The sequence below is a fragment of the Clostridium sp. B9 genome, assembly GCF_050509515.1.
Classification (GTDB): domain Bacteria; phylum Bacillota; class Clostridia; order Clostridiales; family Clostridiaceae; genus Sarcina.
Genome location: NZ_JBNWKA010000003.1, coordinates 2,250,124 through 2,274,565, shown reverse-complemented (window position 1 = coordinate 2,274,565; position 24,442 = coordinate 2,250,124). Strand labels below are relative to the sequence as shown.

Sequence of the window (24,442 nt, the reverse complement as noted above, 5' to 3'; positions counted from 1 at the left end):
AATAAAGGTAACTGGTTTAGAGAGGAGAGAGTATCATGATTAATTTAACATTACTTGGTACTGGAGGCGGAATGCCTATGCCAAATAGATTTTTATCATCAATAGTCATGAATTTTAAGGGAAGAAAAATACTTTTAGATTGTGGAGAGGGAACTCAGGTAGCTATGAGAATGGTTAGTTGTGGTTTTAAGAGTATAGACCTTATATGTATAAGTCATATACATGGAGACCATATATATGGATTGCCGGGGCTATTATCAACTATAGGCAATAGTGGTAGAACAGAACCAATGTACATAATTGGGCCAAAAGGATTAAAGGGAGCTATAGATGGATTTTTAGTTACACTTCCATATTTACCTTATGAGTTACATGTGTTGGAAGATATTAAAGAAGAAGGATTCATAATAAATAAAGAAGGAATTATATTAAATGGTAAGAATAGTAAGATTAATTCGGATTTAATAATAAAAACATTAGAACTAGATCATTCATCTCCTTGTTTGGGATATTCATTTAATATAATGAGAGGAAGAAAGTTTAATATTGAAAATGCTATAAAACATAATGTTCCTAAGGAATTATGGTCAAAATTACAAAAGAGTAATGAGATAGAGTTAGAAGGTGTTAAGTATGATAGTTCAATGGTATTAGGTGATGAACGTAAAGGTATAAAGATAGTCTATGCAACCGATACTAGACCTATAAAAGAGCTACCAGATTTTATAAAGGATAGTGACTTATATATAAGTGAAGGAACATATGGAGATGATGAAGATTTACATAAGGCAATAAAAAATAAACACATGACTTTTCGAGAAGCTGCAGAAATGGCTAAGGATGGAGGTGTTAAGGAACTACTATTAACACATTTTAGTCCTTCAATTAATGAACCAAAAGAATTTGAAAATAATGCTAGAGATATTTTTGAAAATGCAGTAATAGGCGAGGACGGTTTAGAAAAAATATTAAACTTTCAAGAGTAAATTAAGAAGAAAGAAGTATGTATAATATTTCCATTAGATGTTATAATTAAGGTATATATTTAAGCATAGATATTATCTTATAATAAGGAAAGGAATTGAAGTTTATGAAGGGGTTAATAGTTTTTGGAGAAAAGGGTTCAGGAAAAGATACTGTAGCTAGATTAATAAATGAATATTCGGAGAAAAGTGTTAGTTTCTTTAATATTGGAGATTTAGTTAGGGATATGTCTTGTATATTTTTAGCCACTGATAGATGGAAAGAGAAGAAAAGAGAGTTTTATATTGATACAGCTATAAAGTTAAAAGAAATAGATAAAAATTTTTTAAGCTATTACGTTCTTGGAAGAATTCTTGAAAAATTTCAAAAAGAAAGCTTAAAGGAAATAAGTGATGATCAACTTATAATAGTTACTGGAGGAAGAACATACGAAGATTTCGACTTTTGGAAAGAAAATGGTTTTAAAACTCTAGGAGTTAATTGTGATGAAGATGTTAGAGAAGAAAGGCTTAAAAGTAGAGATGGATATGAACAAAAGTCAGAAGACAATTTAGAAAAAGATACTGGTATAATAATAAAAAAATGTGATTATATATTAGATAATAGTGGGTCTTTTGATGACTTAACAAAAGGGGTTACAAAATTCGTTATGGATAATTCATTATAAAGATTAATAATAGTAATTTAAATAGCCTAAATTAAAGAATTTAGAGTGAAAATATGATAAAATATTTAACAGAATATTTTATCATTTAGAGGTGTTTAAAATGGCAAAAGAGAAAAAACTTAAGACAAATGCTATGAGAATATTAGACTCAGAGAAGATAGATTATGAAATGCTTAGTTATGAAAGTGAAGATGGAAAGGTAGATGGAATTTCTGTAGCTCATAAAATTGGAGTTGATAAAAAATATGTATTTAAAACTTTAGTAGCTCAAGGAACAAGTAAAGAACTTTATGTTTTTGTTATACCAGTAGCTGATGAATTAGACTTAAAGAAGGCTGCTAAAATATCTGGAGAAAAGAAAATTGAAATGATAGCAGTTAAGGATATAATGAAGTGCACTGGATATATTCGTGGAGGATGTTCTCCAATAGGAATGAAAAAGCATTATAAAACATTCATAGATGAAAGTGCAAAAGAATTGGAATTTATGATTTTTAGTGCAGGTAAAATAGGACATCAAATAAAATTAAATCCTAGTGATTTATTGACAGTAGTATCAGGTAAATTTGAAAATTTAATAAAATAATTTTCTTTAAATAAAACCATCACTATAATTAGTGATGGTTTTATTTTATAGCATTTTTTTTGTCATTTTCATTAAGGTAGGAGCATATTTAACAAGTTTATTTTTAGGTTTTGAGTTCATTTTTTTTATAGCGCAACTAACCCCAACAATACCAACTATTGCACCTATACAAGATGCAACTATTATTCTTTTATTGACTTCTACTTTTTTATCTAAAAGACATGAGCGAATTTTGCAATTATTATCATCAGATTCCATGCAATCCCCTATATCTTCCATAGCGTCATAGAAAGTATAGTTTCCCATATTATCATAATCATCACAATTACAATTATCATCTTTTGCATTGTTAAAATCATCTCTATAATGAGATGGGGGAACAAAACGCTTGTTACGTTTTCTAAGTGCCTTATACTCTTTATCCATGTTTACACCAATTCCTTTATACATAAAAAATCACCTCGTTATTAGTATTCTCAAAATATAATGATATAAACATTATTTGGAGAGTAAATATATGGCATGGATTTAAATGAATAGATGAAGGTTTTACATTTTAAGAGAAGTTAGTCAATGTTCATGATTAAAATAAGTTTGAATTAAAGAAATATAAAGTGTAAAGTAAAGGTTTATTAAGTAACTTTAAATGGATTATTGAATAAAATATAGTATATGGATTTTATTCTGTAATTTATTATATTTAAAGGCGTGATTTTAATATGATTATAAATAATGTGAATGAGGCTCAAGAAGGTTATTATGGAAGTAAAGAGGACTATTATGATAAACAAGGACATTGTTATACAAGTTTTTTTATAAGTGATATTATGCTTAATAGCAATAAGCAAGGCAGTGTCGTAATAAATAATAATTTCGATATTTCTAAAGAAAAAAAAGAATTTTTGAAAAAAGAGCTTTTCAAGTATTTTAAAGAAGAAGAGAATAATGAAATTAGTGATGAGGAAATAGAAAAACTAATAAAATTTTTTGTGGAAAATTTAGGAGCTCAATTTTATATTCAAGGAGTAATTGATTCTTATAATTATATGATTAATAGGTCTGATGACTTATTAAGTGTTGAAAGATGATAAAACATAGAAGTTGTCAAAGAAATAAGTATGACAGCTTCTTTTTTTGTTATTTTTGATATTTTTTTGTAACTATTTTATTGATAAAATTCTTTAAAGAATATATTATAGAATATGGAAGATAATTTTTAGTTGGGGGTTTTATAACTATTAGGGAGGATTTTGTATGAATAGGAATAAAATAGCGGCATTAATCGTAGCAGTTTCGGCAACTTGTATTGTTTCAGCTCATAGTAAAAATGTTTATGCCACAGAAAATAAACATAATCAAAGTCAGTTAGAGCAAAATACACAGTCAAGAGCGGTAAAAAAAGGACAAGTAATAAACGTAAGTACAAATTTAAGAATTAGAAAAGGACCAGGAACTAATCATTCAGTTGTTGGATACTTGACTAATGGAGAAGTTTTTAATATAGATGGAAAAAATGGCCAGTGGTATAAAATAAATACTAATGGAAAGTCAGGATACATTCATAAGGACTACGTCAAAGAATTAAACGGAAATTCAAATAGTGGAAGCAATTCAGGAAGTTCAAATAACGGAAATAGTTCAGAAAGTTCAAATTTAGATACTTCTTTAGCTGGAAAAACAGGTAAAGTTGTAAATGTAAGTAGTAGCTTAAGAGTTAGACAATCACCGAGTACAAGTAGTTCTGTTATAGGAAGCTTAAGGGGTGGACAAACGTTTGAGATAAAAGGTAAAAGTGGTCAGTGGTATTATGTGAAAGCTAATGGTATTACTGGATATATACATGGAGATTATGTACAAGTTGTTTCAGGAGGAAACTCAGGTGGAAGCACAGATGGAAATTATGGTGGAAGTGATTCAGAGTTAGATACCTCTTTAGCCGGTAAAAAAGGAAAAGTTGTAAATGTTAGCAGTAGCTTAAGGATAAGACAATCTAATAGTACAAGTAGTGCTATTGTTGGACATTTAAATTCAGGTCAAACATTTAATATAAAAGGTAAAAAAGGTCAATGGCATTATATAGACGCCCAAGGAACTACAGGATATGTACATGAAGATTATGTGAAGGTTATATCAAATGATGAGGGTGGAAACTCAAGCGGTAATAATTCAGGTGGCGGTAGTCAAACTGGAGATTTAGATGAGAGTTGTAATGGGAAAATAGGGAAAATTGTAAATGTAAGTACTAATTTAAGACTTAGAAGTCAACCCAATACAAGTAGTTCAGTTTTAGCCTATTTATTACCAAGTGAAAGAGTGAATTTAAAAGGAAAAACTTCTTCAGGATGGTATAAGGTTAGTCATAATGGTAAGATTGGATATGTAAGTTCAAAATATGTAGAAATAGTTTCTTCTTCAGAAGGGGGATCAGATAATAATAATTCTGGTGGGGAAGTAAATCAAAGTAAATATGAACAGGTATTAAGTATTATGAAAGCACAAATAGGTTCGCCGTATATATATGGTGGTTCAGGAGAAACTTTAACTCAAAGTCTTTTAAGTACTTTAAGAAATAGATTTCCAGATCATGCTAATAGGGGCTTTTATGATATTTCATCACAATATTTAAATGGAAATTATAGAGCCTTTGATTGCTCAGGACTAATGCAATGGTCATTTGGACAAGCTGGTATAAGTTTAGGAAGAACAACATGGGATCAAATAAATAATGGTGTAGAGGTTTCTCCAAGCAATGCTAAACCAGGTGATTTATTATTCTTTAGTAACATGGGCCATGTTGGTATGTATATAGGAAATGGACAATGGATAGAAGCGCCTAATAAAGGAAAGTTTGTTTCTATTGCTTCAGTTCCATGGAGTAAAATAGGTAGAGCAAGAAGAGTATTATAAGGTAACATAATATTTAAATAGGAAATGCGTAAGTTTTTAACTTACGCATTTTGTTGTTTTTAAGGGTAAAGCAATATGTATATACAAAATCTGTAAAATGTATTATAATTTAATTGTAAAATATTGGGAGGGTGATTTTGTGAGAGAAATACTTATTGTTGTTGGAAGTAATGAGGGAAAGAATAGCAATTCATATCATATAGAAAAGTATATAGAAAACATATTAAAATATGAAGCTAATTTTACTGAAATTTTACTAAGTGAAGTTGAAGAATCAAGTAGTGAAAAAATAATTAGAAATTTAGAACGGTATGATAATTTAGTATTTATATCAAATTTGAGAAAAGATGTTTTAAATAATATATCTGATAAATTTTTGATGAAGCTTAATGAATACTTTAAGAAGTTTAAAGGGGATAAAAGTTTATATGTTTCATTTATACTAAATGGAGATATTGATACCTTAAAGAGTGCTGAAGAAATAAACTTTATGTTAGAGAAATGTAATAAATTATGTGAAGGAGAAAATATAATTTGGCAAAAAGGAATAGGGAGCATAAGTGATTTAGAACTTTGGAAGAGAGGGTTAAATAGTGATGAGAGTGAGAATGAACAGTTAATTTTAGAGCTAGAAATGTTTTGTCAGGATGTGAAAAATAACAAAACTTATCATCATAATAGTTTTGCTACTCCTGTTAGGGGGAAGGGGATATTAGGGTTTTTAAATAAAAAATTACAACAGTTTAATTGATGTCTAAAACTTTAGACATCAATTAAACTGTTAAAATTAAAAACTAAAGACCATTTTTGTCTGAAGCTTTTGATAGACCTTTATCCTTTAATATTTCATAAATTGTCTTAGAAGTTGTATCTTCTATTGTATATCCTAATAAGCTTAAAATTTCATTTAATTCTTCTTCAGAAGAAGTTTCTATTTCTATGTATGGAAATGGACAAAAGGATGGGTCGTTTATATCTATTTCAACTAGAGAATTTTTATAGCTGTAACTTTCTCTATATTTTTTTATTGATTCACATAGTTCTAATCCTAAAGATTTAAATATATTCTTACCAGCGGTACCATCTTTTATTATTGTTTCATTTTCTTCCATAACTTTAAACTTATCTTGACTAAGCATTTTTTTTGTTGTCATAAAATAAACAGTTTTATTGTTTATAAGATCTTCAACAGTTCTTATTCTAGCATATCCTTTTTTATCTAGAAGTCTTCTATCTGAGAAATCATAAATATCATTTACTTGATTTTCACGTTTAACATTTTTTGCATTAACATTAGTTAGTATTTCTCTTATTTTATCAACATCTACATCTATAACACGAGTTTCGAATTCTTTCATATAGTAGTACCTCCAAAAAATATTATATTTTTATTATAAACAATTTATGAAGATTAAGCTATGCTTTGAGTTTTATTTTAGAATTTATGCTTATATATTCTATGGTATAATAGATTATTCTTTGATAGAATAGAAGATGTGCTAAAAATTAAGCGTTAATTGGAGGTAGATTAAATGGAATACGTAAATGACATAAATATAATGGAAGCAGTTATACATATATTAGATAATAATAATGATGAGCCCATATTAAATGAATATAAAATAGAATTAACAGATGATGTTTACAAATTTATATATAAGCATGTTGAAAGATGTTTGAAAAGTGAAGATTTAAAATATGCAGTTTTTAATCCAGAGAGACATGTGGTAAAAGAGGTTTCACAAGAATTTTTAAATGGAGCCAATCAAGATATTGTTGAGGTATCTCAAGAGCTTGCAAGACAATTATTTTATATAATGAGAGCTAATCCAGATATATCTAGTAGTGATTTGCTTACTGTTTCAATATCAACAGATCAAGGACCTATGCTTGGAATATTAAAAATGGATTATATAAAGAATTTTACTCATAAAGTAGATTTTGTGGATGATAAAATAGGTATAGGTATAGTAGAACAAGCAGCAGGTCTTCCAGCTTCAGGACAGAAGGTTCAAAAATGTGCTTTTATAAAGCCTGTTAGAGATGAAAATGAAGTGGATCTTATGGTTATAGATAAGAGTAAAAAGTCTTCTGAGGATGATGAATATGGCGCTAATTATTTTGTAAATAATTATTTGGGGTGTAAATTAATACAAAATGAAAGAGATATGACTAAAACTTTTGTAAAAGCAACTGAGACTTGGACAAGAAATAATATTTTAGAAGATGCAGCAAAAGCAGAAGAAATAAGAACAACAATAAAAAGTAAGCTAAAAGAAGATGATAATATAAATATAGAGGAATTATCTCGTGAATTATTTAAGGATGAAAAAGAAGTTAGATTAAAAGAAGATTTTACTACATTTGTAAGAGGACATGGTTTATCAGAAGATGTAGAAATTGATAAACTTTGGGTTGAAAAGAAAATGAAAAGAACTAGATTGAATATAGATAAAGAAATTGATTTGTATATAGATGATGAAACATATCATGATAATTCAAAATTTGAAATCATTAGAAACGGTGATGGAAGTATAAACTTAGTTATTAAAAATGTCAAAAATTATATAGAAAAATAGTATGCTTTAGGGGGAGTTTAACTTCTCCTAATTTTTATTGATTATAGAGAGTAAGTAAAGATACGGAATAATTTAAATTATAATTAATTAAAATATAAGGAAAAGAAAAAAGAGATTAGAAAATCTAATCTCTTTTTTATAATTAAGAATATTAAGCTCTGTTTACTGAACCGAATAATTCCATTTTTTCTTTAACTGTAGCTTTTATAGCTTCGAATCCAGGGTTTAGTAATTTTCTTGGATCGAATCCTTTTCCTTCTAAGTCTTTTCCAGCTTCTATATATTTACGAGTAGCTTCAGCAAATGATAATTGACACTCAGTGTTAACATTTATTTTTGATACTCCTAATGATATAGCTTCTGCAATCATATCTGAAGGGATTCCAGTACCACCGTGTAATACTAATGGCATATCTCCTGTAGCAGCTTTGATTTTAGCTAAAGCTTCGAAGTTTAATCCAGCCCAGTTTTCTGGGTATTTTCCGTGGATATTTCCGATACCAGCAGCTAACATAGTAACTCCTAAATCAGCTATTGATTTACATTCAGCAGGATCTGCGATTTCTCCAGCTCCAACAACACCGTCTTCTTCTCCACCGATTGAACCAACTTCTGCTTCAACTGATACGTTTTTAGCAGCAGCTAAATCGATTATTTCTGTAGTTTTAACTATGTTTTCATCGATTGAGTAGTGTGATCCATCAAACATTACTGATGAGAAACCAGCAGCCATAGCGTCTATAGCTCCTTGGTAGCTACCATGATCTAAGTGTAATGCTACAGGAACAGTTATTTTTAACTCTTCTAACATTCCGTTAACCATTCCAACTATTGTTTTGAATCCACACATGTATTTAGCAGCACCTTCTGATACTCCTAATATAACTGGTGAGTTATTTTCTTGAGCAGTTAATAATACAGCTTTTGTCCATTCTAAGTTGTTTATGTTGAATTGACCAACAGCGTATTTTCCTTCTCTTGCTTTATTTAACATTTCTCTTGTGTTAACTAATGCCATTTTGTTTACCACCTTTCAAAATCTTCCATTAACTTTTAATTTAATATTTATAGGGACATAAAAAGTCCATGCGGGACTTGACCCTTTACAATAACATTATAAACTAAAATTAGTATAAATTCCACAATAAAATTATATTTTTTAAATTAGAAATTAAAATATTTCCTATATTAACCTTTTGAATATCTTTTAAATGGGTTGTATAAACTTTAATTATATGCACAGAAGATAGTGCATTAGAAATATCTTTTGTTTTTACATACTGAGTTAAACTAAGAATTTCTTTGCTTAAATTATCTAACTGTTCATGATTTATGTAAAGAGAAAGAGAAATATAATTTTCATTTAAAATATCTCTTAAATTAATTGATTCATCATATGAAATTTCCCAGTTATTTTTGTTTAATTCAGTTTCTATTTCTTCACATGAATTTAATATTTGGTCACAAACACTATTAAGTTTAATATCGAAGAAAAAGACTATTGATAATAAAATTGAAAATATGGTTAATGATATTATAGTATTCTTCATAGTAAAATATCCTTTTTATCTGTTTGATTTTTTCTTTGTATGAAAAATTCATTTTCAGAATCAATCATAACTAAATATAAATCTTCTTTTGGCGGATAATCTTTAAGTCTCAATTCTTCATCTAACCATATTTCATTTCTATTTAAATAATCTAAAGCTTTTTTATTAAGTTTACCATCTATATATAGAATTATAGGAAGGGTAAAATCATTTGAATTTATATTTAAATCAGATCGCTTTATTGTATCACAATTGCCTTTAGGAATTATTGATATTGTTCCATTAGTTTCTATAATAGCATATTTAATATCTTTAATATCTAAATAGCCTGCACCTCTTAGTTCTTCTAGTATATCATTTATAGTAAGTTTTTGTTTTTTCATCATTTCCAGATTAAGCTCTCCATCGCTTATAATTATAGACGGTGTACCATCTAGTAATTTTTCAAAAAAGTGTATATGTTGTTGTAATTCTGATATTACTATTTTTATAAATAGTAAAGTTATTATAGGTATTACGCCTAGAAGAAGAGGGAGACGGGTATCTTGCATTGGTAAGGATGCTAAGTCGGATAGCATTAGTGTTATTACAAGTTCATAGGGTTGTAGTTCACCAACTTGCCTTTTTCCCATTAATCTGATACTGGCTATTACTAAGAAATACAAGATTAAAGTTCGTATAAATGTTATTAGCATAGATATTACCTCCTCTAGTAAGTTAGGTTAACAAATTTAAAGGATATTTATACAAAAATAGATAACTTTTTTGAATTTTTAAGTGTATAATAACAATAAAGTGGGATTATGAGTTAGAGAGGAATGGTGTTTATGAAAAGCTTTAAAGTTAATGTGGGTGGTAAAGCTTTAGTTGTGAATGAGGGAACAAAATTTTCAAGATTATTACCAAAGAATTATATAGATGAACAAATACCAATCACTTTAGTAAAACAAAATAATCGCTATTATGAATTTAGTGATTCAATAGATAATGATGGGGATGTAGAGTTTATAGATCTAGGTAATCCGTTGGGTAAGATAGCCTATAGTAGAACATTGCAATTTGTTTTTATAAAAGCTACTTTAGATTTATTTAAGGACTCAAGGATAAACATAGAGCATTCAATAAGTAAAGGTATCTTTGGTGAAGTGCATAAGGAAAAAGCTTTGGATGAAGAAGATATATTAAAGATAAAAGAAAGAATGAAAGAACTTATAGATAAAAATATAGTTATAGATAAAATTAAAATGAAAAAATCAAAAGCCATAGATATATTTAAAGCATATGGCATGAAGGATAAGGTTGATTTATTAAATTGGGTTGAAAGTGAATTTGTTAATCTTTATAAGCTAGAGGATAGGTATGACTATTTTTATGGAGATATGGCTTATTCAACGGGAGTTTTAAAATATTTTGATTTATTATTCTATAACCCAGGGTTTGTTTTGATGGTTCCTAGTTATAGAAAGCCAATGGAAGTACCGATTTTTAAAGAACAAAAACAATTATTTAAGGTTTTTAGAGAAAATGAGAGATGGCTAAATATATTGGGGACTCCTGATGTAGGTTCATTAGACTATAAACTAGCAGGTGAGGAACTCCAAGATATAATAAGAATATCAGAAGCATTGCATGAAAAGAAAATCGCGCATATAGCAGATATGATTGATGATAGGCGAGAGGTTAAGCTTGTGTTAGTTGCAGGTCCGTCTTCTTCTGGAAAAACTACATTTTCAAAGCGATTATCAGTTCAACTAAGAGTAAATGGTTATATTCCTATTGCTATATCACTAGATGATTACTTTGTAAATAGAACTCATACACCAATAGATGAAGATGGAAAGCCAGATTTTGAATCAATAAATGCTTTGGATTTAAAATTGTTCAATGAAAATCTTCAAGCTATATTAGAAGGAGAAGAGGTTGAAATTCCTTCTTATAATTTCAAAAAAGGTGAAAGAGAGTGGATTGGAAATAAGCTTAAGTTACCTGATAATGGTGTTTTAGTTATTGAAGGAATACATGGATTGAATCCTAAGCTAACAGAAAAAATAGATAGTAAGAACAAGTTTAAGGTGTATATCTCTGCCTTAACTCAGCTGAATTTAGACAATCATAATAGAATTCCAACAACAGATGTTAGAAAAGTTAGGAGAATAGTTAGAGATTCTTTATCAAGAGGATATGGGGCAGAACAGACCTTAGAAATGTGGAGCTCTATAAAAAGGGGAGAAGAAAAGAATATTTTTGTTTATCAAGAAGAAGCGGATGTTATGTTTAACTCTACATTAGTTTATGAGTTAGCTGTTCTTAAGAAATATGCATTAAATGAACTTGAAAAAATAGAGAAGGAAAGTGAAGTGTATTATGAAGCGAAAAGAATAATAAATTCGCTTAAGTTCTTTGTAGATGTAGATGCTGATAAGGTTCCTAAAAACTCCATATTAAGAGAATTTGTAGGTGGAAGTTGTTTTTATAAATATTAGAGATTAAAATTTAAGTGGTCATATGAAGTTTTTCATATGACCACTTTTATATATTAACTAAAGAGATTAAAGGGCATTTTATAATGTAGAAGTGAATTTTTGGAAGCCTTGTAGTCCTTTTTCATCTAGCTTAAAGACTCCACAATGTTCTAATACAGTAACAAATTTGTTTGTAAGCTCTTTATTCACAAAGTCATTTATATTAGTAGATTGCTTTAAATAAGAGTATTTCTTTTTTAACTCTAGAGACCAAGATTTATGATATTCTTGTATTTGATCTATTAAAATTTCTTCATTTAAAAACTTCTTAATATATTCTAGCTCATTCAAAAGTCTACCAGGTAGAACAGCTAGTCCCATTACTTCTATAAGTCCTATATTTTCTTTCTTTATATGATGAACCTCTTCATGAGGATGGAATATTCCAAGTGGATGTTTTTCTGAAGTTCTATTATTTCTCAATGTTAAGTCAACAACAAACTTATTTTCCTCTTTTCTTACTATAGGAGTAATAGTATTATGAGGTTCCCCATCAGAATAACTCAATATTCCTAAATCTTCATCGGAATAATTTCTCCATTTTTCTAGAATTAAGTTTGAAGCATTAACTAGTGAATTTATGTTCTCTCCTCTTAACCTTATAGTTGATAAAGGCCAGTTAATTGCTTCGAAACTTATATCATTAAATTCATCAAGTTCAAAGCTAAATAATTTTTTAGCAGTATTCATAGGGAAGGTATGACATCCTCCTTGATAATGTTCATGAGAGAGGATTGAACCACCTACTATAGGCAAATCAGCATTTGAGCCTATAAAATAGTGAGGAAACTTGTCTACAAACTCTAAAAGATTTCTAAATGTGTTTTTATTAATTTTCATTGGAACATGGTCTTCGGATAGAATTATACAATGTTCATTGTAGTAAAGATAAGGCGAATATTGTAACAGCCAGTTTCTGTTGTTTATATTTAAGCGAATCATTCTATGATTAGCTCTATCAGGGTGAGTTACAGTACCTTCATAACCTTCATTTTCAACACAAAGCAAACATTTAGGATAATTACTTTTTACAGAATTTCTAGCTAAGGCAATTTCCTTAGGATCTTTTTCTGGTTTTGATAAGTTAATTGTAATATCCATAAGACCATATTTAGATGGAGCCTTAAAATTAATGTTTTTGGCTATTCTATCAGTTCTTATGTAATTAGAGTTTTGGCTTAGTGAGTAAAAATACTTAGTGCTTTCTAATGGTGAAGAGGCATATTTAAGATTAAATTCTTTATTCACTAAGGATGGAGAAGGTAAGAATATATTCATCATATCACTTGAAAATATATCCTTAGCATATAGAGAGTCAGTTATTAATTTCTTCTCAATAGCAATATTAATTAAGTTTTCTAAAGTTTGATGGAAGGATATATCTATTTTTTCATCACATGGAGTATAGCTATTAACATTGAATAAACTAAGAAGTCTATTTCTAGTGTAAATAGTATCCATAGGAGATATAAGTCCGTTTTCTATTGATATTTCTATTAATCTATCTATTAAAGCATTTAAATTCATCATATTAAATTTCCCCCTCATAAATTACTTAAAGAGGCTATCATATTAGGATAGCCTATATAGTTTTAAAGTTCAGTAGGTCCGTTTCCTATAGATGCAATATAGAAAGAAGCCTCATATCCAATTGCTTCCTTATATGCTTCACCTACATTTTTTATAAAATCCTCAACTTTAGAATTATTTACTATAGCTATAGCACAACCACCAAATCCTGCACCAGTCATTCTAGCACCTAAAACGCCAGGTTGTTTCCAAGCCTCTTGGGCTAAGGTATCTAATTCTTTACCAGTAACTTCATAATCATCTCTAAGAGAAATATGAGATTGATTAATTAATTCTCCGAATAATTCTAAGTCTTTATTTTTAAGTGCATTTACTGCATTTTTTACTCTTTCATTTTCAGAGATAGCATGTATACATCTTTTAATCTTTAAAGGATTATCTATTTTATCTTTATGAGCTTCAAATTCTTCTAAAGATAGCTCGCAAAGAGAGTTTATACTACAATATTTTTTTAGGATATCTAAAGAATCATCACATTCTTTTCTTCTTTCATTATACTTTGAGTCTGCTAATTCACGTCTCTTATTAGTATTCATTATTATTATAGAGTTATCCTCTAATTCTAATGGTGCATATTCATAGTAAAGTGTATTGCAGTCTAATAATATTGCTTTATCCTTTTCGCCTAAAGAAATAGCAAACTGATCCATTATTCCGCTATTAACTCCTATATAATTGTTTTCTACCTCTTTGCCTATTAAAGCTGCATCAACTTTTGATATGTTAAGTGAGAAGAATTTATCTAAAATTTTAACCATTAACATTTCAAGAGAAGCAGAAGAGGAAAGACCAGCACCATTTGGAAGTGTTCCATTTACAAGTATATCAATACCTTTATCTACAGCATATCCTTTATCTATAACTGTTTTTAAAACTCCTTTTAAATAGTTTGTCCAATTATCTTCTTTTTTATATGATAGATCATCTAAAGAAAATTCTATTATTCCAAGAGATTCAAAATTAAGAGAGTATGCTCTACAGATTCTATCTTCTCTTACTCTTGCAGCTGCAAAAGTTCCTAAAGTTATAGGACAAGGAAATACAAGGCCACCATTATAATCAATATGTTCACCTATTAAGTTTATTCTTCCAGGTGAGAAAAATAAGGATTTAGGTTCAGTTTTAAAAGTATCAATAAAAGTTGATTTAAGTGTGTTTAATTCCATAATATACCTCCTAATATAATATATGTAACTTAATTATACGATTACAGTGGCGTAAAATCAATTGTTTTACTAAAATTTTTACTAAAATTTTTCTTTTGTTTTATTTATAATGAGTTGTTATAAATAACTTTATAAAATACTGTGTTTTCAGTAGGAAATTATTTAAATTAATAGTTGAATAGATTGAAATAAATTTGATTAATTGTTAAAATTAACCTATATAGCTTTGGGGAGGAGTAGTTTATGAGAATATTTAAGAGTAAAATTAATGATGAAATAAGTAAAATAACATTAGAGAGTAGTAAAACTAAAGTAGAAATTTTAAATTTAGGAGCAACAATAAAGAAAATATTAACTGAAGACAGTAGTGGAAATCTAGAAAATATAGTTTTAACATATGGAAAGGATGAAAATTATATTGAGAATCCTTCAAGCTTTGGAGCTACCATAGGAAGAGTAGCAGGAAGGATTGGAGGAGCAAGTTTTACAATAAATAATACCAAATATGAGTTGTGTAAAAATAATAATCATAACTGTCTTCATGGAGGGTCTTTAGGATTTAGTAAAAAAATTTGGAATTATGAAATAGAAGAGCGAGAAAATGAGGTTTCAGTTATCTTAAATTATATAAGTAAAGATGGAGAAGAGGGGTTTCCTGGTGAACTAAATGTTGAGGTTAAATATACTTTAAACAATAAAAATGAATTAAAAGTAGAATATAAGGCAAATACAAATAAAGACACATTAATAAATTTAACTAATCATTCTTACTTTAATTTATCAGGAGATAGAAAGGAAAATGTATTAAATCAAAAACTTATAATTAATGGAGATAGTATATGTGAGCTAGATGAGTATTTAATTCCAACAGGAAACTTAATAAATGTTTCAAATACTCCCTTTGATTTTAGAAAAGAAAAATTAATAGGAAAAGATATATATGAGGAAAATGAACAATTAAAAATAGGTTCAGGATATGATCATCCTTGGTTATTAAATGGAAAAGGAGAGTATGATGTATTAATTTGTCATGAGGAATCAGGAAGAGTTATGGAAGTAAAAACAAATCAAAAGGCAGTTGTATGTTATTCTATGAACTTTCCAGATGAATTGCCGTTAGAAGATGGGAAGATAGCAAAAAAACATGATGGCATATGCTTCGAGGTCCAAGGATTGCCAATAGGATATGATGATTGTTTTATAGAGGAAGCTATTTTAAAAGCAGGTAAAGAGTATAAGAAAGAAACAATCTTTAGGTTTTATGTGAAATAAAACCTAAGACTTAAAATTCATGTGATATTTTAAGTGATTGGTGATTTTTAGATATACTTAGAAATAATAAATGTTTTAAAACAGAACTTTAAAATAAATAGTTAAAATGAAATAGGAATGTGTTAGGTATTTTACCTTTACACATTCCTATTTTATTAAAAAATATTAATTCTTTTTCATATATTTTCTCATGTCAAGTGCAACTGCTAAAACTATAATTAAACCTTTTATAACAAATTGAAGGTACGGACTTACACCTATAAATGCTAGTCCATAGTTTATAACTTGGAATATAAGAACACCAGTTACTATTCCAGGAACAGTACCAACACCACCTGCAGTAGAAACACCACCAACAACACAAGATGCGATGGCATCAAGCTCGTACATTTCTCCGGTACTAGCTGTAGCACTACCAACACGGCCTGCTTCTAATGTTCCAGCAAATCCATAAAGAACTCCTGCTAAACAATAAACTAATAATAATGTTCTTACAACATTAACTCCAGAAACAACAGCAGCTTCTCTGTTTCCACCTATAGCATAAAGGTTTTTACCAAATTTAGTTTTATTCCAAAGAGTCCATATTATAGCTACTACTATTGCAGCATAAATAACAAGGTATGGTATTTTAAAATTATCAGTTATAGGAATAGATCCTAAAGTAAATTTAGTGAAAGTATCACTTAATCCACCAACGGGCATAGCACCGTATGGAGGTCTATCAAAGTAAATAGAATTTAATCCATATATTCCAGTCATCATACCAAGTGTTGCTATGAATGGAGGAACATTAAATTTGGATACTATAATACCATTGGTAAGACCAACTAATCCGCAAACAACCATAGCCACTAAAATAGGAATGAATATTGGAAGTTCAGGTAAGTTAGGATACATTTTATAAGCATAATCTCCAGCTTGTAAAAGAGAAGCTGAAACAACAGCAGCTAATCCAACTGTACGGCCGGCAGATAGGTCAGTTCCTTCTGTTAAAAGAATACCACCAACACCAAGAGCTATTATAATACGAGATGATGACTGACTTAATATATTAATAAAGTTTTTCATTGATAAGAATTCAGGTGATATGGCACAAATACCTATTAATAGGGCTATTAATACTATGTAAATAGCATTATTCATTAGCCATTGACTATCAAGTTTAAACTTTCTCTTTGATTTTGTTTGCATTTTCTATTCCTCCTGTTGATGAAAGATATTTTGCTGAAAGGTGCATAATTTCTTCTTGAGTTGTTTCGTTAGCATTAACTATTCCTGCAACTCTACCATTACTCATAACTAGAATTCTGTCACATACACCTAAAAGTTCTGGCATTTCAGAAGATACCATTATAATTCCTTTATCTTCCTTTGCAAGATTATTTATAAGTTGGTAAATTTCAAATTTAGCACCAACATCTATTCCTCTAGTTGGTTCATCAAGTAGTAGAATTTCAGGTTTTCTAAGAAGCCATTTTCCTATTACTATCTTTTGTTGGTTACCTCCGGATAGATTTCCTATAAGTGTTTTCTGGCTAGGAGTTTTTACTTTCATAGAATCTATAACCCATTTAGTATCAGTGGAGATTCTTGCATTAGAAAGTAGTCCTGAAGAAGTTTTATAGTTATCTATATTAGCAATAATAGAATTGAAATCTATTGGAAGTTTTCCAAATATACCAGTTTGCCTTCTTTCTTCTGTAACAAGAGCAAATCCATTTTCCATTGCTTTTGAAGGACTATTATTATTTACTCTTTTACCATGAAGAATTATGTCACCGCTAGCCTTTGCTCTAAGCCCAAAAAGAGTTTCTAAAGTTTCTGTTCTTTGAGCACCAACTAGACCTGCAACCCCTAATATTTCACCTTTTCTAAGTTTAAAAGAAACATTATTTAGTTTATGCTTTACATCAGTAAGATTTTTAACTTCTAAAATAGTTTCCTTTGGGATGTGATCCTTTTTAGGGAATCTATCAGTAAGTTCACGACCAACCATAAGTTTAATAATTAAATCCATAGTAAGGTCAGAAGCTTTTTCAGTAGCTACCCATTTACCATCTCTCATTATGGTAACTTCATCGGAGATTTCTAAGATTTCTTCCATCTTATGAGAAATATAAATTATACTTATTCCTTGTGCTCTAAGTTTATTTATTATTCTAAATAAATGATTTACTTCTTTTTCAGTTAGTGAAGATGTAGGCTCGTCCATAACTATTATTTTAGAGTTGTAAGAAACAGCCTTTGCTATTTCGACCATCTGCATTTGAGAAACAGATAAAGAAGAAACTTTTTGTCTAGGATCTACATTTATATCTAGATCCTGGAATATTTTCAATGTTTCATCATACATTTTCTTTTCATCTATAAATAAACCTTTTTTAGGGTATCTTCCAAGCCAAAGATTGTCCATAACATTTCTTTCTCTAACCTGATTCAGTTCTTGGTGAACCATAGATACACCATTATCTAAGGCGTGTTTTGAGTTTTTAAATGCGACCTTTTCACCAGAAATAAATATTTCGCCAGCATTTGGGTGGTAAATACCAAATAAACATTTCATAAGGGTAGATTTACCAGCACCATTTTCTCCCATTAAGGCATGTACAGAACCTTTTTTTACAACTAGAGTAACATTGTCAAGGGCTTTAACTCCTGGGAATTCTTTTGAAATATGCTTCATTTCTAGCAGGTTTGAAGATTTTGTCATATCTTATACCTCCTATTTGGTAAGGGAGACTAGATGTCTCCCTAATATTATTAAAATTTATTTATAAGCATCTTCTGCAACAGTTATATTATCATTAGTTATACCAACATAAGGTACACGGATAGATTTTTTCTCATCTAATTTCCAATCAGTGCCATTAGTTATTTCTTTGCCGTTAACAAGATTCATACAAGAATCAACTAAAGCTTGAGCTTGGTTTTTAGCATCGTTTAATACTGTTCCAGCCATTTTTCCACCTTTAATTTTATCTAAAGCTTCTGGAATAGCATCAACTCCATAAACAGGAACAAATTTTTCAGGAGTTCCATCTAAGTAACCAGCTTTTTCAAGAGATGATATAGCACCTAAAGCCATTCCATCATTATTACAAATAACAACTTCTATTCCATCACCATGTTTAGCCACCCAAGCATCCATTTTTTCAGTTGCTTTAGTAGAATCCCACATAGCAGCATCCATAGCTAATTCTTCAGTTTCTATACCAGCTTTGTTTATAGTTTCAACAGAGAATTTTGTACGAGCTTCTGCATCTGGATGTCCAGGCTCACCTTTTAACATTACATATTGCATTTTTCCATCACCATTCTTATCCCATGATGGATTAGCTTTCCAACCTTCAGCAATAACTTCTCCTTGAATTATTCCTGATTCTTCAGAAGTAGTTCCAACATACCAAACGTTATCATAACTTTGCATTGCAGCTTCATCTGGTTCTTTGTTGAAGAATACTAATGGTAATTCCTCAGCCTTAGCTTTATCTATTATAGTAGGTGCAGATTTTGGATCAACTAAGTTTATTGCAAGGATATCAACACCTTTAGCTATCATAGTATCAACTTGCTCAACTTGCTTTGCTTGGTTATTTTGAGAGTCGTTTATTAACAATTCTGCATTGCCATCACAAAGCTTCTCGATATTTCTTCTTTGATAAGACATAAAGTTATCTTCAAAGCTATATATAGTAGCTCCTATCTTAGGTGAATCGTTTTCTTTAGGACTATCAGTGCTTTCTGATGAAGTTCCAGTAGTATCATTACCAGGTTCGGTTGAACCTCCACCGCATCCAACAAGAGTTCCCATTGCTAATGCTGAAATTAAAATTAATGCTAAACCTTTCTTTTTCATAAAAAAATCCTCCCTATTTCATACCCTTAAAATACTTAAAATGTAAGTTTAAAACAATTATAACAAATAATACCATAAAAATAAAGAGATTTTATCAAAGATAATAAAAAAAAGTAATTTAAAAGAGTAAATTTATTGAGTTAAAATATAAAACTAATTTAATAAAAGGTTAGAAAATTTTACTAAAAAAATATATAATATTATTAAGTGAAATTAAGGGGGGCGGAAAAAATGGCGACAATCAAAGATATTGCAAAAGAAGCAGGGGTTTCAATAGCAACAGTTTCTAGAGTTTTAAATTTAGATGAAACTTTAAATGTTTCAGAAGAAACTAGAAAAAGAGTTATGGAAGTTGCTGAAGAGTTAAACTATGTAACCGTAAAAGAGAGAAAAAATAGAATAAAGAATTATACAATAGGAATAGTCTATTGGTATACAGAGCTTCAAGAGTTAAATGATCCATATTTTTTATCTATAAGAATGGCAGTTGAAAAGAAATGTAGTGAAGAGAATATTAAGTTTAAACCTATAGATTTTCAAAAGATTATAAATGAAGGAACTAAAGAATATAAAGAACTAGATGGAATTCTTGCAATAGGAATATTCGAAGATAAAGAAATAAATTTAATGAAAAAAATATCTGAAAATATAATTTTTGTTGATTCATCTCCAGAAGAATGGAAATATGACTCTGTAGTTGTTGATTTTAAATACGGGGTAAAGAAAGCATTAGATTATTTGGTTTCTTTGGGTCACACTAAAATTGGATATTTAGGAGGAGAATCTATACCTCATAATGGAAATGATAATTTGAAAACAGTAAATTATAGGGAAAAAACATTTAAAGAATATATGGAAGCATTAAATGCATATAGAGAAGAGTGGGTTTTCAAGGGAAGATTTCTACCAGAGCATGGATATGAACTAATGAAAGAACTTCTGAGTTTAGACGAGATACCAACAGCAGTATTTATAGCAAGTGATCCAATGGCTATAGGTGCATATAAGTCTATTTTGGAAGCGGGACTGAGAATTCCAGAAGATATAAGTATAGTAGGGTTTGATGATATATGTACAGCAAAGTTTCTTACCCCTTCTTTAACTACAATCAGGGTTTACACTGATTATATGGCTAATATAGCGGTTGAAACTTTATTAGAGAGAATGAAATCAGAAAGAGATATGTCAAGAAAAATAGTATTACCTGTTCAGCTTGTTGTAAGAGATAGTTGTAAAAAAATATAGAGTAAAAAGCAACTTGCGCTCACTAATGTGAAGCAAGTTGCTTTTTAATATATAGGATAATTTTTTACTGTGTTTTAAGTATATGTGATTCTTAGATTTAATTTGTCTATTATAATTTGGTGTAATTAAGCTATGTAAATAGACTTTTGATTAAATCTAGATTTTTTATGCAGGCATTATAACCATTATTATATGCTTCTTCAAGTTTAATAATATCTTTTTCAAAACTATCAATAGATTCTTTTAAAGTAGGGCGTATTATAACTGCCTTTCCTTCTCTTTCAAGAGATTCACAAAATGATACTGTCTCATTATATTTTTCATGTCTTGATAAAAATGAACTTTTTAAATTAGGATATTTTTTACCAACTATTTTAGAGGCTAATATATTACTTTTTCCTAATGTTTTTTTATATTCTTTAGGTCTTGTTAATATTATAAGATGCTTTTCATTGCCATCTTCGATAGCTTTTTTTATTGGAATTGGGTCTAAAAGGCCGCCATCATAATATTCATTTTCTCCTATTTTAATTGGGGGAAAGAATATAGGAATAGCACAAGTGGCTCTTAATGATGTGAATTTTTCATCTTTAATTTTTCCATCTAAATATTCAGTTTGTCCTGTTTTAGCATTGGTAACACCTATTAAAACTTTTCCCTTATAATTTGAAAGTGCTTCAAAATCATAAGGGAAGAGTTTATTTGCAACCTCATCAAAGATGAAGTCTAATCCAAAAAGACTTTTACATCTAAAGAAGTTTTTAACACCTAAATAGCGTTTATCATTTCTGTATTTTTTTAATATATCAATATTTCTCCTTTTTTGTTTTGAGATGTATGAAAATCCATTGGTTATACCAGCAGATACACCAATACAATAAGGAAATACTATATCATTATCAAGAAGAGCATCCATCACTCCAGCACTAAAAATTGGACGGAATGTTCCACCTTCTAAAACTAAACTAACCATAAGTTTCTCCTTTAAAAAATTTTTATATTTTAAATTATAATACTTAATTAAGTAATTATCAAAATTGTTAAGTTGAAAAAAGGGGGATTATATGGTATGATTTGGGTAAATAAAATAATAAAGTTAGCTAGGGGAGCCAATGATATTTGGCTGAGAGTAGAAAATGAATTTCTTGACCCTTAAACCTGATCTGGATAATTCCAGCGTAGGGAAGCCCAAGACAAATATACTTAAGATTTTAAAGCATATATAGCCTTAGGCTGTATATGCTTTTTTTAATACAATTAGAAGAGGAGATAAAACTATGGCTAAATTATTTAATGCACTAACAATTGCAGGATCAGATAGTTCAGGAGGAGCAGGAATACAAGCTGATATTAAATCTTTTTCTGCAAATGGAGTTTATGGAATGAGTATAATAACTGCAATAACAGCACAAAGTACTCAAGGGGTTTTTGGAATAATGGATGTTACTCCAGAAATTATAGAAAAACAAATAGAAGTGATTTTTGATGATATAGAAGTAGATTCTATAAAAATAGGTATGGTATCTAAAATAGAATCAATTGAGGCTATTAGTAGAGCTTTAAGAAAAGTTTCTAATTTACCTCAAATAGTATTAGATCCAGTAATGATTTCAAAAAGTGGATTTAAGCTTTTATCAGATGATGCTAAGGATGCTTTAATAGAACACTTAATACCTTTAGCTACGCTAATAACACCAAATCTTCCAGAAGCAGAGGTTCTATTAGATAGAGAGATTCTTACAATAGAAGATATGAAACAAGCTGCTATAGATATAAAAGAAATGGGAGCTAAATATGTGCTAATAAAAGGAGGCCATTTAGAAGGCGCTGCTACAGATTTACTTTTTGATGGAGAAAACTTTGTGTTATTTGAGCAAGAGAGAATAAATACAAAGCATACTCATGGTACTGGATGCACACTATCTTCTGCTATAACTGCTAATTTAGCAAAAGGCATGAATATAGTTGATGCAGTAACAGAAGGGAAAAAATATATAACTGAAGCTATAAAACATGGATTTAAATTAGGAAAAGGTGTTGGACCAACTCACCATTTCTATAAGTTTTATGAGGAGAAATAGGGCTATGACAGTATTGAAAAAAGAAAATCCATTAATTCATATGATAACTAACTATGTTACTGTAAATGACTTAGCTCAAGTAACAATAAACTATGGTGGATTACCTCTTATGGCAACACATCATGAAGAGTTAGAAGAAATAACAGGAATGGCAAGTGGGCTTTTAATTAATATAGGTACATTAGAACCCTATTCTATGGAGTCATCTTTAATAGCTATGGATATTGCCAAAAAAAGAAATATACCTAGAGTTTTAGATCCAGTAGGGGTTCAAGCTTCTACCTTAAGAAAAAACTTTGCAAAAGAATTAATTTTAAAAGGTGAGCCAAGTTTAATAAAAGGTAATTTAGCTGAAATAAAGACTCTTATTGGAGAAACATCAAAATCAATTGGTATAGATTCCTTTGAGAATGGATTAAGTGAAGCGGTGAAAGAAAAAATAAAAGCTTATGCAGAGGAAAGAGATGTTATAATAGTTGTTTCTGGAGAAGTAGATTTTATAACTAATGGAGATAAGGCTGCTTTAGTAGAAAATGGAGTAGCTAAGATGAGCAAAATTACAGGAACTGGATGTATGCTAGGCGCTTTATTAACAATTGCTTTAAGCTTTTATGAGGATAAGGATTTAAGGTTTGAAGAGGTAGTAAAAGCAGTAGCGGCTTGGGGGTTGTGTGGAGAGATTTCAGAAGAATGTCTAAAAGATGGAGAAGGACTGATGAGTTTTAAACATAGACTTTTAGATACTCTATCATTAATAGATGATGAGGTAATAAGAGAAAGAAGGAAAGTTTCTTATGAATAATGAGTATATGAAGGAATTATATTTAGTAACGGATTATAGAATACCATTTAATGAATTATTAGAAAAAACTAAAGGAGCATTAGAAGGTGGAGCTACTTTAGTTCAATATAGAGCTAAAAATATGGATACTAAGGTTATGTGTGAAGAGGCATTAAAGCTTAGAGAGTTGTGTGATGAATTTGGAGCAGTATTTTTAGTGAATGATAGAATTGATGTTGCCTTAGCAGTAAATGCTCATGGGGTTCATATAGGACAAGATGATATGCCATGCACATTAGCTAGAAAAATAATGCCAGAAGGTTCAATCATAGGAGTAACTGTTCATAATAGAGAAGAGGCATTAAAGGCAATTGAAGAGGGCGCAGATAATTTAGGTGTTGGAGCATTGTTTTCAACAAATAGTAAAGATGATGCTACATTAATGAGTATGGAAACACTAAAAGAAATAAGAGAAGTTTCTAATATACCTCTTTATGGAATTGGTGGAATAAACACAGATAATTTAACTGAAGAGCACTTGGAATTAATAGATGGGGTTGCAGTTATATCAGCATTATTAAATAGTGAAGATATAGTAGAAAAAAGTAAAGAGTTTATAAGCATATTAAATAAATAAAATTGAATAATACCTT

Annotated in this window: 24 protein-coding genes and 1 riboswitch; of the genes, 13 read left to right on the top strand and 11 right to left on the bottom strand. The window is 29.3% G+C overall.

Annotation, left to right across the window (positions count from 1 at the left end):
• Positions 1-35: 35 nt before the first annotated feature.
• From ACQZHJ_RS10155 to ybaK, 3 genes are all read left to right on the top strand, one after another.
• A complete protein-coding gene (locus tag ACQZHJ_RS10155; protein WP_430485440.1) occupies positions 36-986 on the top strand; it encodes a ribonuclease Z in 951 nt (316 codons plus the stop codon).
• Positions 987-1,090: 104 nt separating this feature from the next.
• The gene (locus tag ACQZHJ_RS10150) at positions 1,091-1,651 is read left to right on the top strand and encodes an AAA family ATPase (RefSeq protein WP_430485439.1); all 561 of its coding nucleotides are present in this window, start codon (positions 1,091-1,093) and stop codon (positions 1,649-1,651) included.
• Positions 1,652-1,751: 100 nt separating this feature from the next.
• Positions 1,752-2,237: a Cys-tRNA(Pro) deacylase gene (gene ybaK / locus ACQZHJ_RS10145; RefSeq protein ID WP_430485438.1), complete on the top strand. Its 486-nt coding sequence runs from the start codon at positions 1,752-1,754 to the stop codon at positions 2,235-2,237.
• Between the two features lie 45 nt (positions 2,238-2,282).
• Here the strand turns inward: ybaK and ACQZHJ_RS10140 are convergent, their stop codons facing one another.
• The gene (locus ACQZHJ_RS10140) at positions 2,283-2,687 is read right to left on the bottom strand and encodes a hypothetical protein (RefSeq protein ID WP_430485437.1); all 405 of its coding nucleotides are present in this window, start codon (positions 2,685-2,687) and stop codon (positions 2,283-2,285) included.
• A gap of 269 nt (positions 2,688-2,956) precedes the next feature.
• Here ACQZHJ_RS10140 and ACQZHJ_RS10135 point away from each other — a divergent pair, with 269 nt between their 5' ends.
• From ACQZHJ_RS10135 to ACQZHJ_RS10125, 3 genes are all read left to right on the top strand, one after another.
• Complete coding sequence (locus tag ACQZHJ_RS10135; protein WP_430485436.1) at positions 2,957-3,325, top strand: DUF2164 family protein; 369 nt, start codon at positions 2,957-2,959, stop codon at positions 3,323-3,325.
• A 166-nt stretch (positions 3,326-3,491) separates the two neighbouring features.
• Entirely contained in the window at positions 3,492-5,144 is a 1,653-nt protein-coding gene (locus ACQZHJ_RS10130) for an SH3 domain-containing protein (protein WP_430485435.1), read from the top strand.
• Between the two features lie 139 nt (positions 5,145-5,283).
• Positions 5,284-5,895 (top strand): hypothetical protein, encoded by a 612-nt coding sequence (locus ACQZHJ_RS10125; RefSeq protein ID WP_430485434.1) that lies wholly within the window; start codon positions 5,284-5,286, stop codon positions 5,893-5,895.
• Positions 5,896-5,938: 43 nt separating this feature from the next.
• On the opposite strand, the gene ACQZHJ_RS10120 is transcribed toward ACQZHJ_RS10125, so the two are convergent.
• Complete coding sequence (locus ACQZHJ_RS10120; RefSeq protein ID WP_430485433.1) at positions 5,939-6,502, bottom strand: class IV adenylate cyclase; 564 nt, start codon at positions 6,500-6,502, stop codon at positions 5,939-5,941.
• A 174-nt stretch (positions 6,503-6,676) separates the two neighbouring features.
• Here ACQZHJ_RS10120 and ACQZHJ_RS10115 point away from each other — a divergent pair, with 174 nt between their 5' ends.
• Positions 6,677-7,723 (top strand): nucleoid-associated protein, encoded by a 1,047-nt coding sequence (locus ACQZHJ_RS10115; RefSeq protein ID WP_430485432.1) that lies wholly within the window; start codon positions 6,677-6,679, stop codon positions 7,721-7,723.
• 151 nt (positions 7,724-7,874) lie between these two features.
• Here ACQZHJ_RS10115 and fba read toward each other — a convergent pair whose 3' ends face one another.
• The 3 genes from fba to ACQZHJ_RS10100 form a co-directional block, all read right to left on the bottom strand.
• A complete protein-coding gene (gene fba / locus ACQZHJ_RS10110) occupies positions 7,875-8,741 on the bottom strand; it encodes a class II fructose-1,6-bisphosphate aldolase (protein WP_430485431.1) in 867 nt (288 codons plus the stop codon).
• 109 nt (positions 8,742-8,850) lie between these two features.
• A complete protein-coding gene (locus ACQZHJ_RS10105; protein ID WP_430485430.1) occupies positions 8,851-9,273 on the bottom strand; it encodes a DUF4363 family protein in 423 nt (140 codons plus the stop codon).
• A complete protein-coding gene (locus ACQZHJ_RS10100; protein ID WP_430485429.1) occupies positions 9,270-9,968 on the bottom strand; it encodes a DUF421 domain-containing protein in 699 nt (232 codons plus the stop codon). Before ACQZHJ_RS10100 ends, ACQZHJ_RS10105 begins: the two co-directional genes overlap by 4 nt.
• Before the next feature lie 132 nt (positions 9,969-10,100).
• On the opposite strand from ACQZHJ_RS10100, the gene ACQZHJ_RS10095 reads away from it, so the two are divergent.
• Complete coding sequence (locus tag ACQZHJ_RS10095) at positions 10,101-11,756, top strand: nucleoside kinase (RefSeq protein WP_430485428.1); 1,656 nt, start codon at positions 10,101-10,103, stop codon at positions 11,754-11,756.
• Between the two features lie 78 nt (positions 11,757-11,834).
• Here ACQZHJ_RS10095 and galT read toward each other — a convergent pair whose 3' ends face one another.
• Entirely contained in the window at positions 11,835-13,325 is a 1,491-nt protein-coding gene (gene galT / locus ACQZHJ_RS10090; protein ID WP_430485427.1) for a UDP-glucose--hexose-1-phosphate uridylyltransferase, read from the bottom strand.
• A 62-nt stretch (positions 13,326-13,387) separates the two neighbouring features.
• Positions 13,388-14,551 carry a galactokinase gene (locus ACQZHJ_RS10085; protein WP_430485426.1) on the bottom strand — a complete coding sequence of 388 codons (1,164 nt, stop codon included), beginning with the start codon at positions 14,549-14,551 and terminating at the stop codon, positions 13,388-13,390.
• Positions 14,552-14,794: 243 nt separating this feature from the next.
• Here ACQZHJ_RS10085 and ACQZHJ_RS10080 point away from each other — a divergent pair, with 243 nt between their 5' ends.
• Positions 14,795-15,823, top strand: coding sequence for an aldose epimerase family protein (locus ACQZHJ_RS10080; RefSeq protein ID WP_430485425.1), 1,029 nt, complete (start codon positions 14,795-14,797; stop codon positions 15,821-15,823).
• 165 nt (positions 15,824-15,988) lie between these two features.
• Here the strand turns inward: ACQZHJ_RS10080 and mglC are convergent, their stop codons facing one another.
• The 3 genes from mglC to mglB are packed head-to-tail and all read right to left on the bottom strand — an operon-like array spanning position 15,989 to position 19,682.
• Entirely contained in the window at positions 15,989-17,017 is a 1,029-nt protein-coding gene (gene mglC / locus ACQZHJ_RS10075) for a galactose/methyl galactoside ABC transporter permease MglC (RefSeq protein WP_430485424.1), read from the bottom strand.
• Positions 16,989-18,536 (bottom strand): galactose/methyl galactoside ABC transporter ATP-binding protein MglA, encoded by a 1,548-nt coding sequence (gene mglA, locus ACQZHJ_RS10070; RefSeq protein ID WP_430485423.1) that lies wholly within the window; start codon positions 18,534-18,536, stop codon positions 16,989-16,991. Before mglA ends, mglC begins: the two co-directional genes overlap by 29 nt.
• Before the next feature lie 57 nt (positions 18,537-18,593).
• Positions 18,594-19,682, bottom strand: coding sequence for a galactose/glucose ABC transporter substrate-binding protein MglB (gene mglB / locus ACQZHJ_RS10065; RefSeq protein ID WP_430485422.1), 1,089 nt, complete (start codon positions 19,680-19,682; stop codon positions 18,594-18,596).
• A gap of 231 nt (positions 19,683-19,913) precedes the next feature.
• Here mglB and ACQZHJ_RS10060 point away from each other — a divergent pair, with 231 nt between their 5' ends.
• Positions 19,914-20,927, top strand: a complete 1,014-nt coding sequence (locus ACQZHJ_RS10060; protein WP_430485421.1) for a substrate-binding domain-containing protein — start codon at positions 19,914-19,916, stop codon at positions 20,925-20,927.
• 130 nt (positions 20,928-21,057) lie between these two features.
• Here the strand turns inward: ACQZHJ_RS10060 and ACQZHJ_RS10055 are convergent, their stop codons facing one another.
• Positions 21,058-21,900 carry a patatin-like phospholipase family protein gene (locus tag ACQZHJ_RS10055; RefSeq protein ID WP_430485419.1) on the bottom strand — a complete coding sequence of 281 codons (843 nt, stop codon included), beginning with the start codon at positions 21,898-21,900 and terminating at the stop codon, positions 21,058-21,060.
• A 119-nt stretch (positions 21,901-22,019) separates the two neighbouring features.
• Positions 22,020-22,129: riboswitch (TPP riboswitch) on the top strand.
• Positions 22,130-22,204: 75 nt separating this feature from the next.
• On the opposite strand from ACQZHJ_RS10055, the gene thiD reads away from it, so the two are divergent.
• Genes thiD through thiE form a run of 3 tightly spaced genes read left to right on the top strand, consistent with a single transcriptional unit; the run spans position 22,205 to position 24,426 of the window.
• The gene (gene thiD / locus ACQZHJ_RS10050; RefSeq protein WP_430485418.1) at positions 22,205-23,008 is read left to right on the top strand and encodes a bifunctional hydroxymethylpyrimidine kinase/phosphomethylpyrimidine kinase; all 804 of its coding nucleotides are present in this window, start codon (positions 22,205-22,207) and stop codon (positions 23,006-23,008) included.
• A 4-nt stretch (positions 23,009-23,012) separates the two neighbouring features.
• Positions 23,013-23,810 (top strand): hydroxyethylthiazole kinase, encoded by a 798-nt coding sequence (gene thiM, locus ACQZHJ_RS10045; protein WP_430485417.1) that lies wholly within the window; start codon positions 23,013-23,015, stop codon positions 23,808-23,810.
• Positions 23,803-24,426 (top strand): thiamine phosphate synthase, encoded by a 624-nt coding sequence (gene thiE, locus ACQZHJ_RS10040; RefSeq protein ID WP_430485416.1) that lies wholly within the window; start codon positions 23,803-23,805, stop codon positions 24,424-24,426. Before thiM ends, thiE begins: the two co-directional genes overlap by 8 nt.
• The last annotated feature ends 16 nt before the right edge of the window (positions 24,427-24,442 follow it).

Excerpts from the sequence above, each read along its gene's own strand:
- ACQZHJ_RS10100 (WP_430485429.1), bottom strand. The coding sequence starts at position 9,968 with ATGCTAATAACATTTATACGAACTTTAATCTTGTATTTCTTAGTAATA.
- ACQZHJ_RS10120 (WP_430485433.1), bottom strand. The coding sequence starts at position 6,502 with ATGAAAGAATTCGAAACTCGTGTTATAGATGTAGATGTTGATAAAATA.
- galT (WP_430485427.1), bottom strand. The coding sequence starts at position 13,325 with ATGATGAATTTAAATGCTTTAATAGATAGATTAATAGAAATATCAATA.
- ACQZHJ_RS10060 (WP_430485421.1), top strand. The coding sequence starts at position 19,914 with ATGGCGACAATCAAAGATATTGCAAAAGAAGCAGGGGTTTCAATAGCA.
- ybaK (WP_430485438.1), top strand. The coding sequence starts at position 1,752 with ATGGCAAAAGAGAAAAAACTTAAGACAAATGCTATGAGAATATTAGAC.
- fba (WP_430485431.1), bottom strand. The coding sequence starts at position 8,741 with ATGGCATTAGTTAACACAAGAGAAATGTTAAATAAAGCAAGAGAAGGA.
- ACQZHJ_RS10135 (WP_430485436.1), top strand. The coding sequence starts at position 2,957 with ATGATTATAAATAATGTGAATGAGGCTCAAGAAGGTTATTATGGAAGT.
- ACQZHJ_RS10115 (WP_430485432.1), top strand. The coding sequence starts at position 6,677 with ATGGAATACGTAAATGACATAAATATAATGGAAGCAGTTATACATATA.
- ACQZHJ_RS10095 (WP_430485428.1), top strand. The coding sequence starts at position 10,101 with ATGAAAAGCTTTAAAGTTAATGTGGGTGGTAAAGCTTTAGTTGTGAAT.
- ACQZHJ_RS10055 (WP_430485419.1), bottom strand. The coding sequence starts at position 21,900 with ATGGTTAGTTTAGTTTTAGAAGGTGGAACATTCCGTCCAATTTTTAGT.
- mglC (WP_430485424.1), bottom strand. The coding sequence starts at position 17,017 with ATGCAAACAAAATCAAAGAGAAAGTTTAAACTTGATAGTCAATGGCTA.
- thiE (WP_430485416.1), top strand. The coding sequence starts at position 23,803 with ATGAATAATGAGTATATGAAGGAATTATATTTAGTAACGGATTATAGA.
- thiD (WP_430485418.1), top strand. The coding sequence starts at position 22,205 with ATGGCTAAATTATTTAATGCACTAACAATTGCAGGATCAGATAGTTCA.
- ACQZHJ_RS10150 (WP_430485439.1), top strand. The coding sequence starts at position 1,091 with ATGAAGGGGTTAATAGTTTTTGGAGAAAAGGGTTCAGGAAAAGATACT.
- ACQZHJ_RS10105 (WP_430485430.1), bottom strand. The coding sequence starts at position 9,273 with ATGAAGAATACTATAATATCATTAACCATATTTTCAATTTTATTATCA.
- ACQZHJ_RS10080 (WP_430485425.1), top strand. The coding sequence starts at position 14,795 with ATGAGAATATTTAAGAGTAAAATTAATGATGAAATAAGTAAAATAACA.
- ACQZHJ_RS10155 (WP_430485440.1), top strand. The coding sequence starts at position 36 with ATGATTAATTTAACATTACTTGGTACTGGAGGCGGAATGCCTATGCCA.
- thiM (WP_430485417.1), top strand. The coding sequence starts at position 23,013 with ATGACAGTATTGAAAAAAGAAAATCCATTAATTCATATGATAACTAAC.
- mglB (WP_430485422.1), bottom strand. The coding sequence starts at position 19,682 with ATGAAAAAGAAAGGTTTAGCATTAATTTTAATTTCAGCATTAGCAATG.
- ACQZHJ_RS10140 (WP_430485437.1), bottom strand. The coding sequence starts at position 2,687 with ATGTATAAAGGAATTGGTGTAAACATGGATAAAGAGTATAAGGCACTT.
- ACQZHJ_RS10085 (WP_430485426.1), bottom strand. The coding sequence starts at position 14,551 with ATGGAATTAAACACACTTAAATCAACTTTTATTGATACTTTTAAAACT.
- ACQZHJ_RS10130 (WP_430485435.1), top strand. The coding sequence starts at position 3,492 with ATGAATAGGAATAAAATAGCGGCATTAATCGTAGCAGTTTCGGCAACT.
- mglA (WP_430485423.1), bottom strand. The coding sequence starts at position 18,536 with ATGACAAAATCTTCAAACCTGCTAGAAATGAAGCATATTTCAAAAGAA.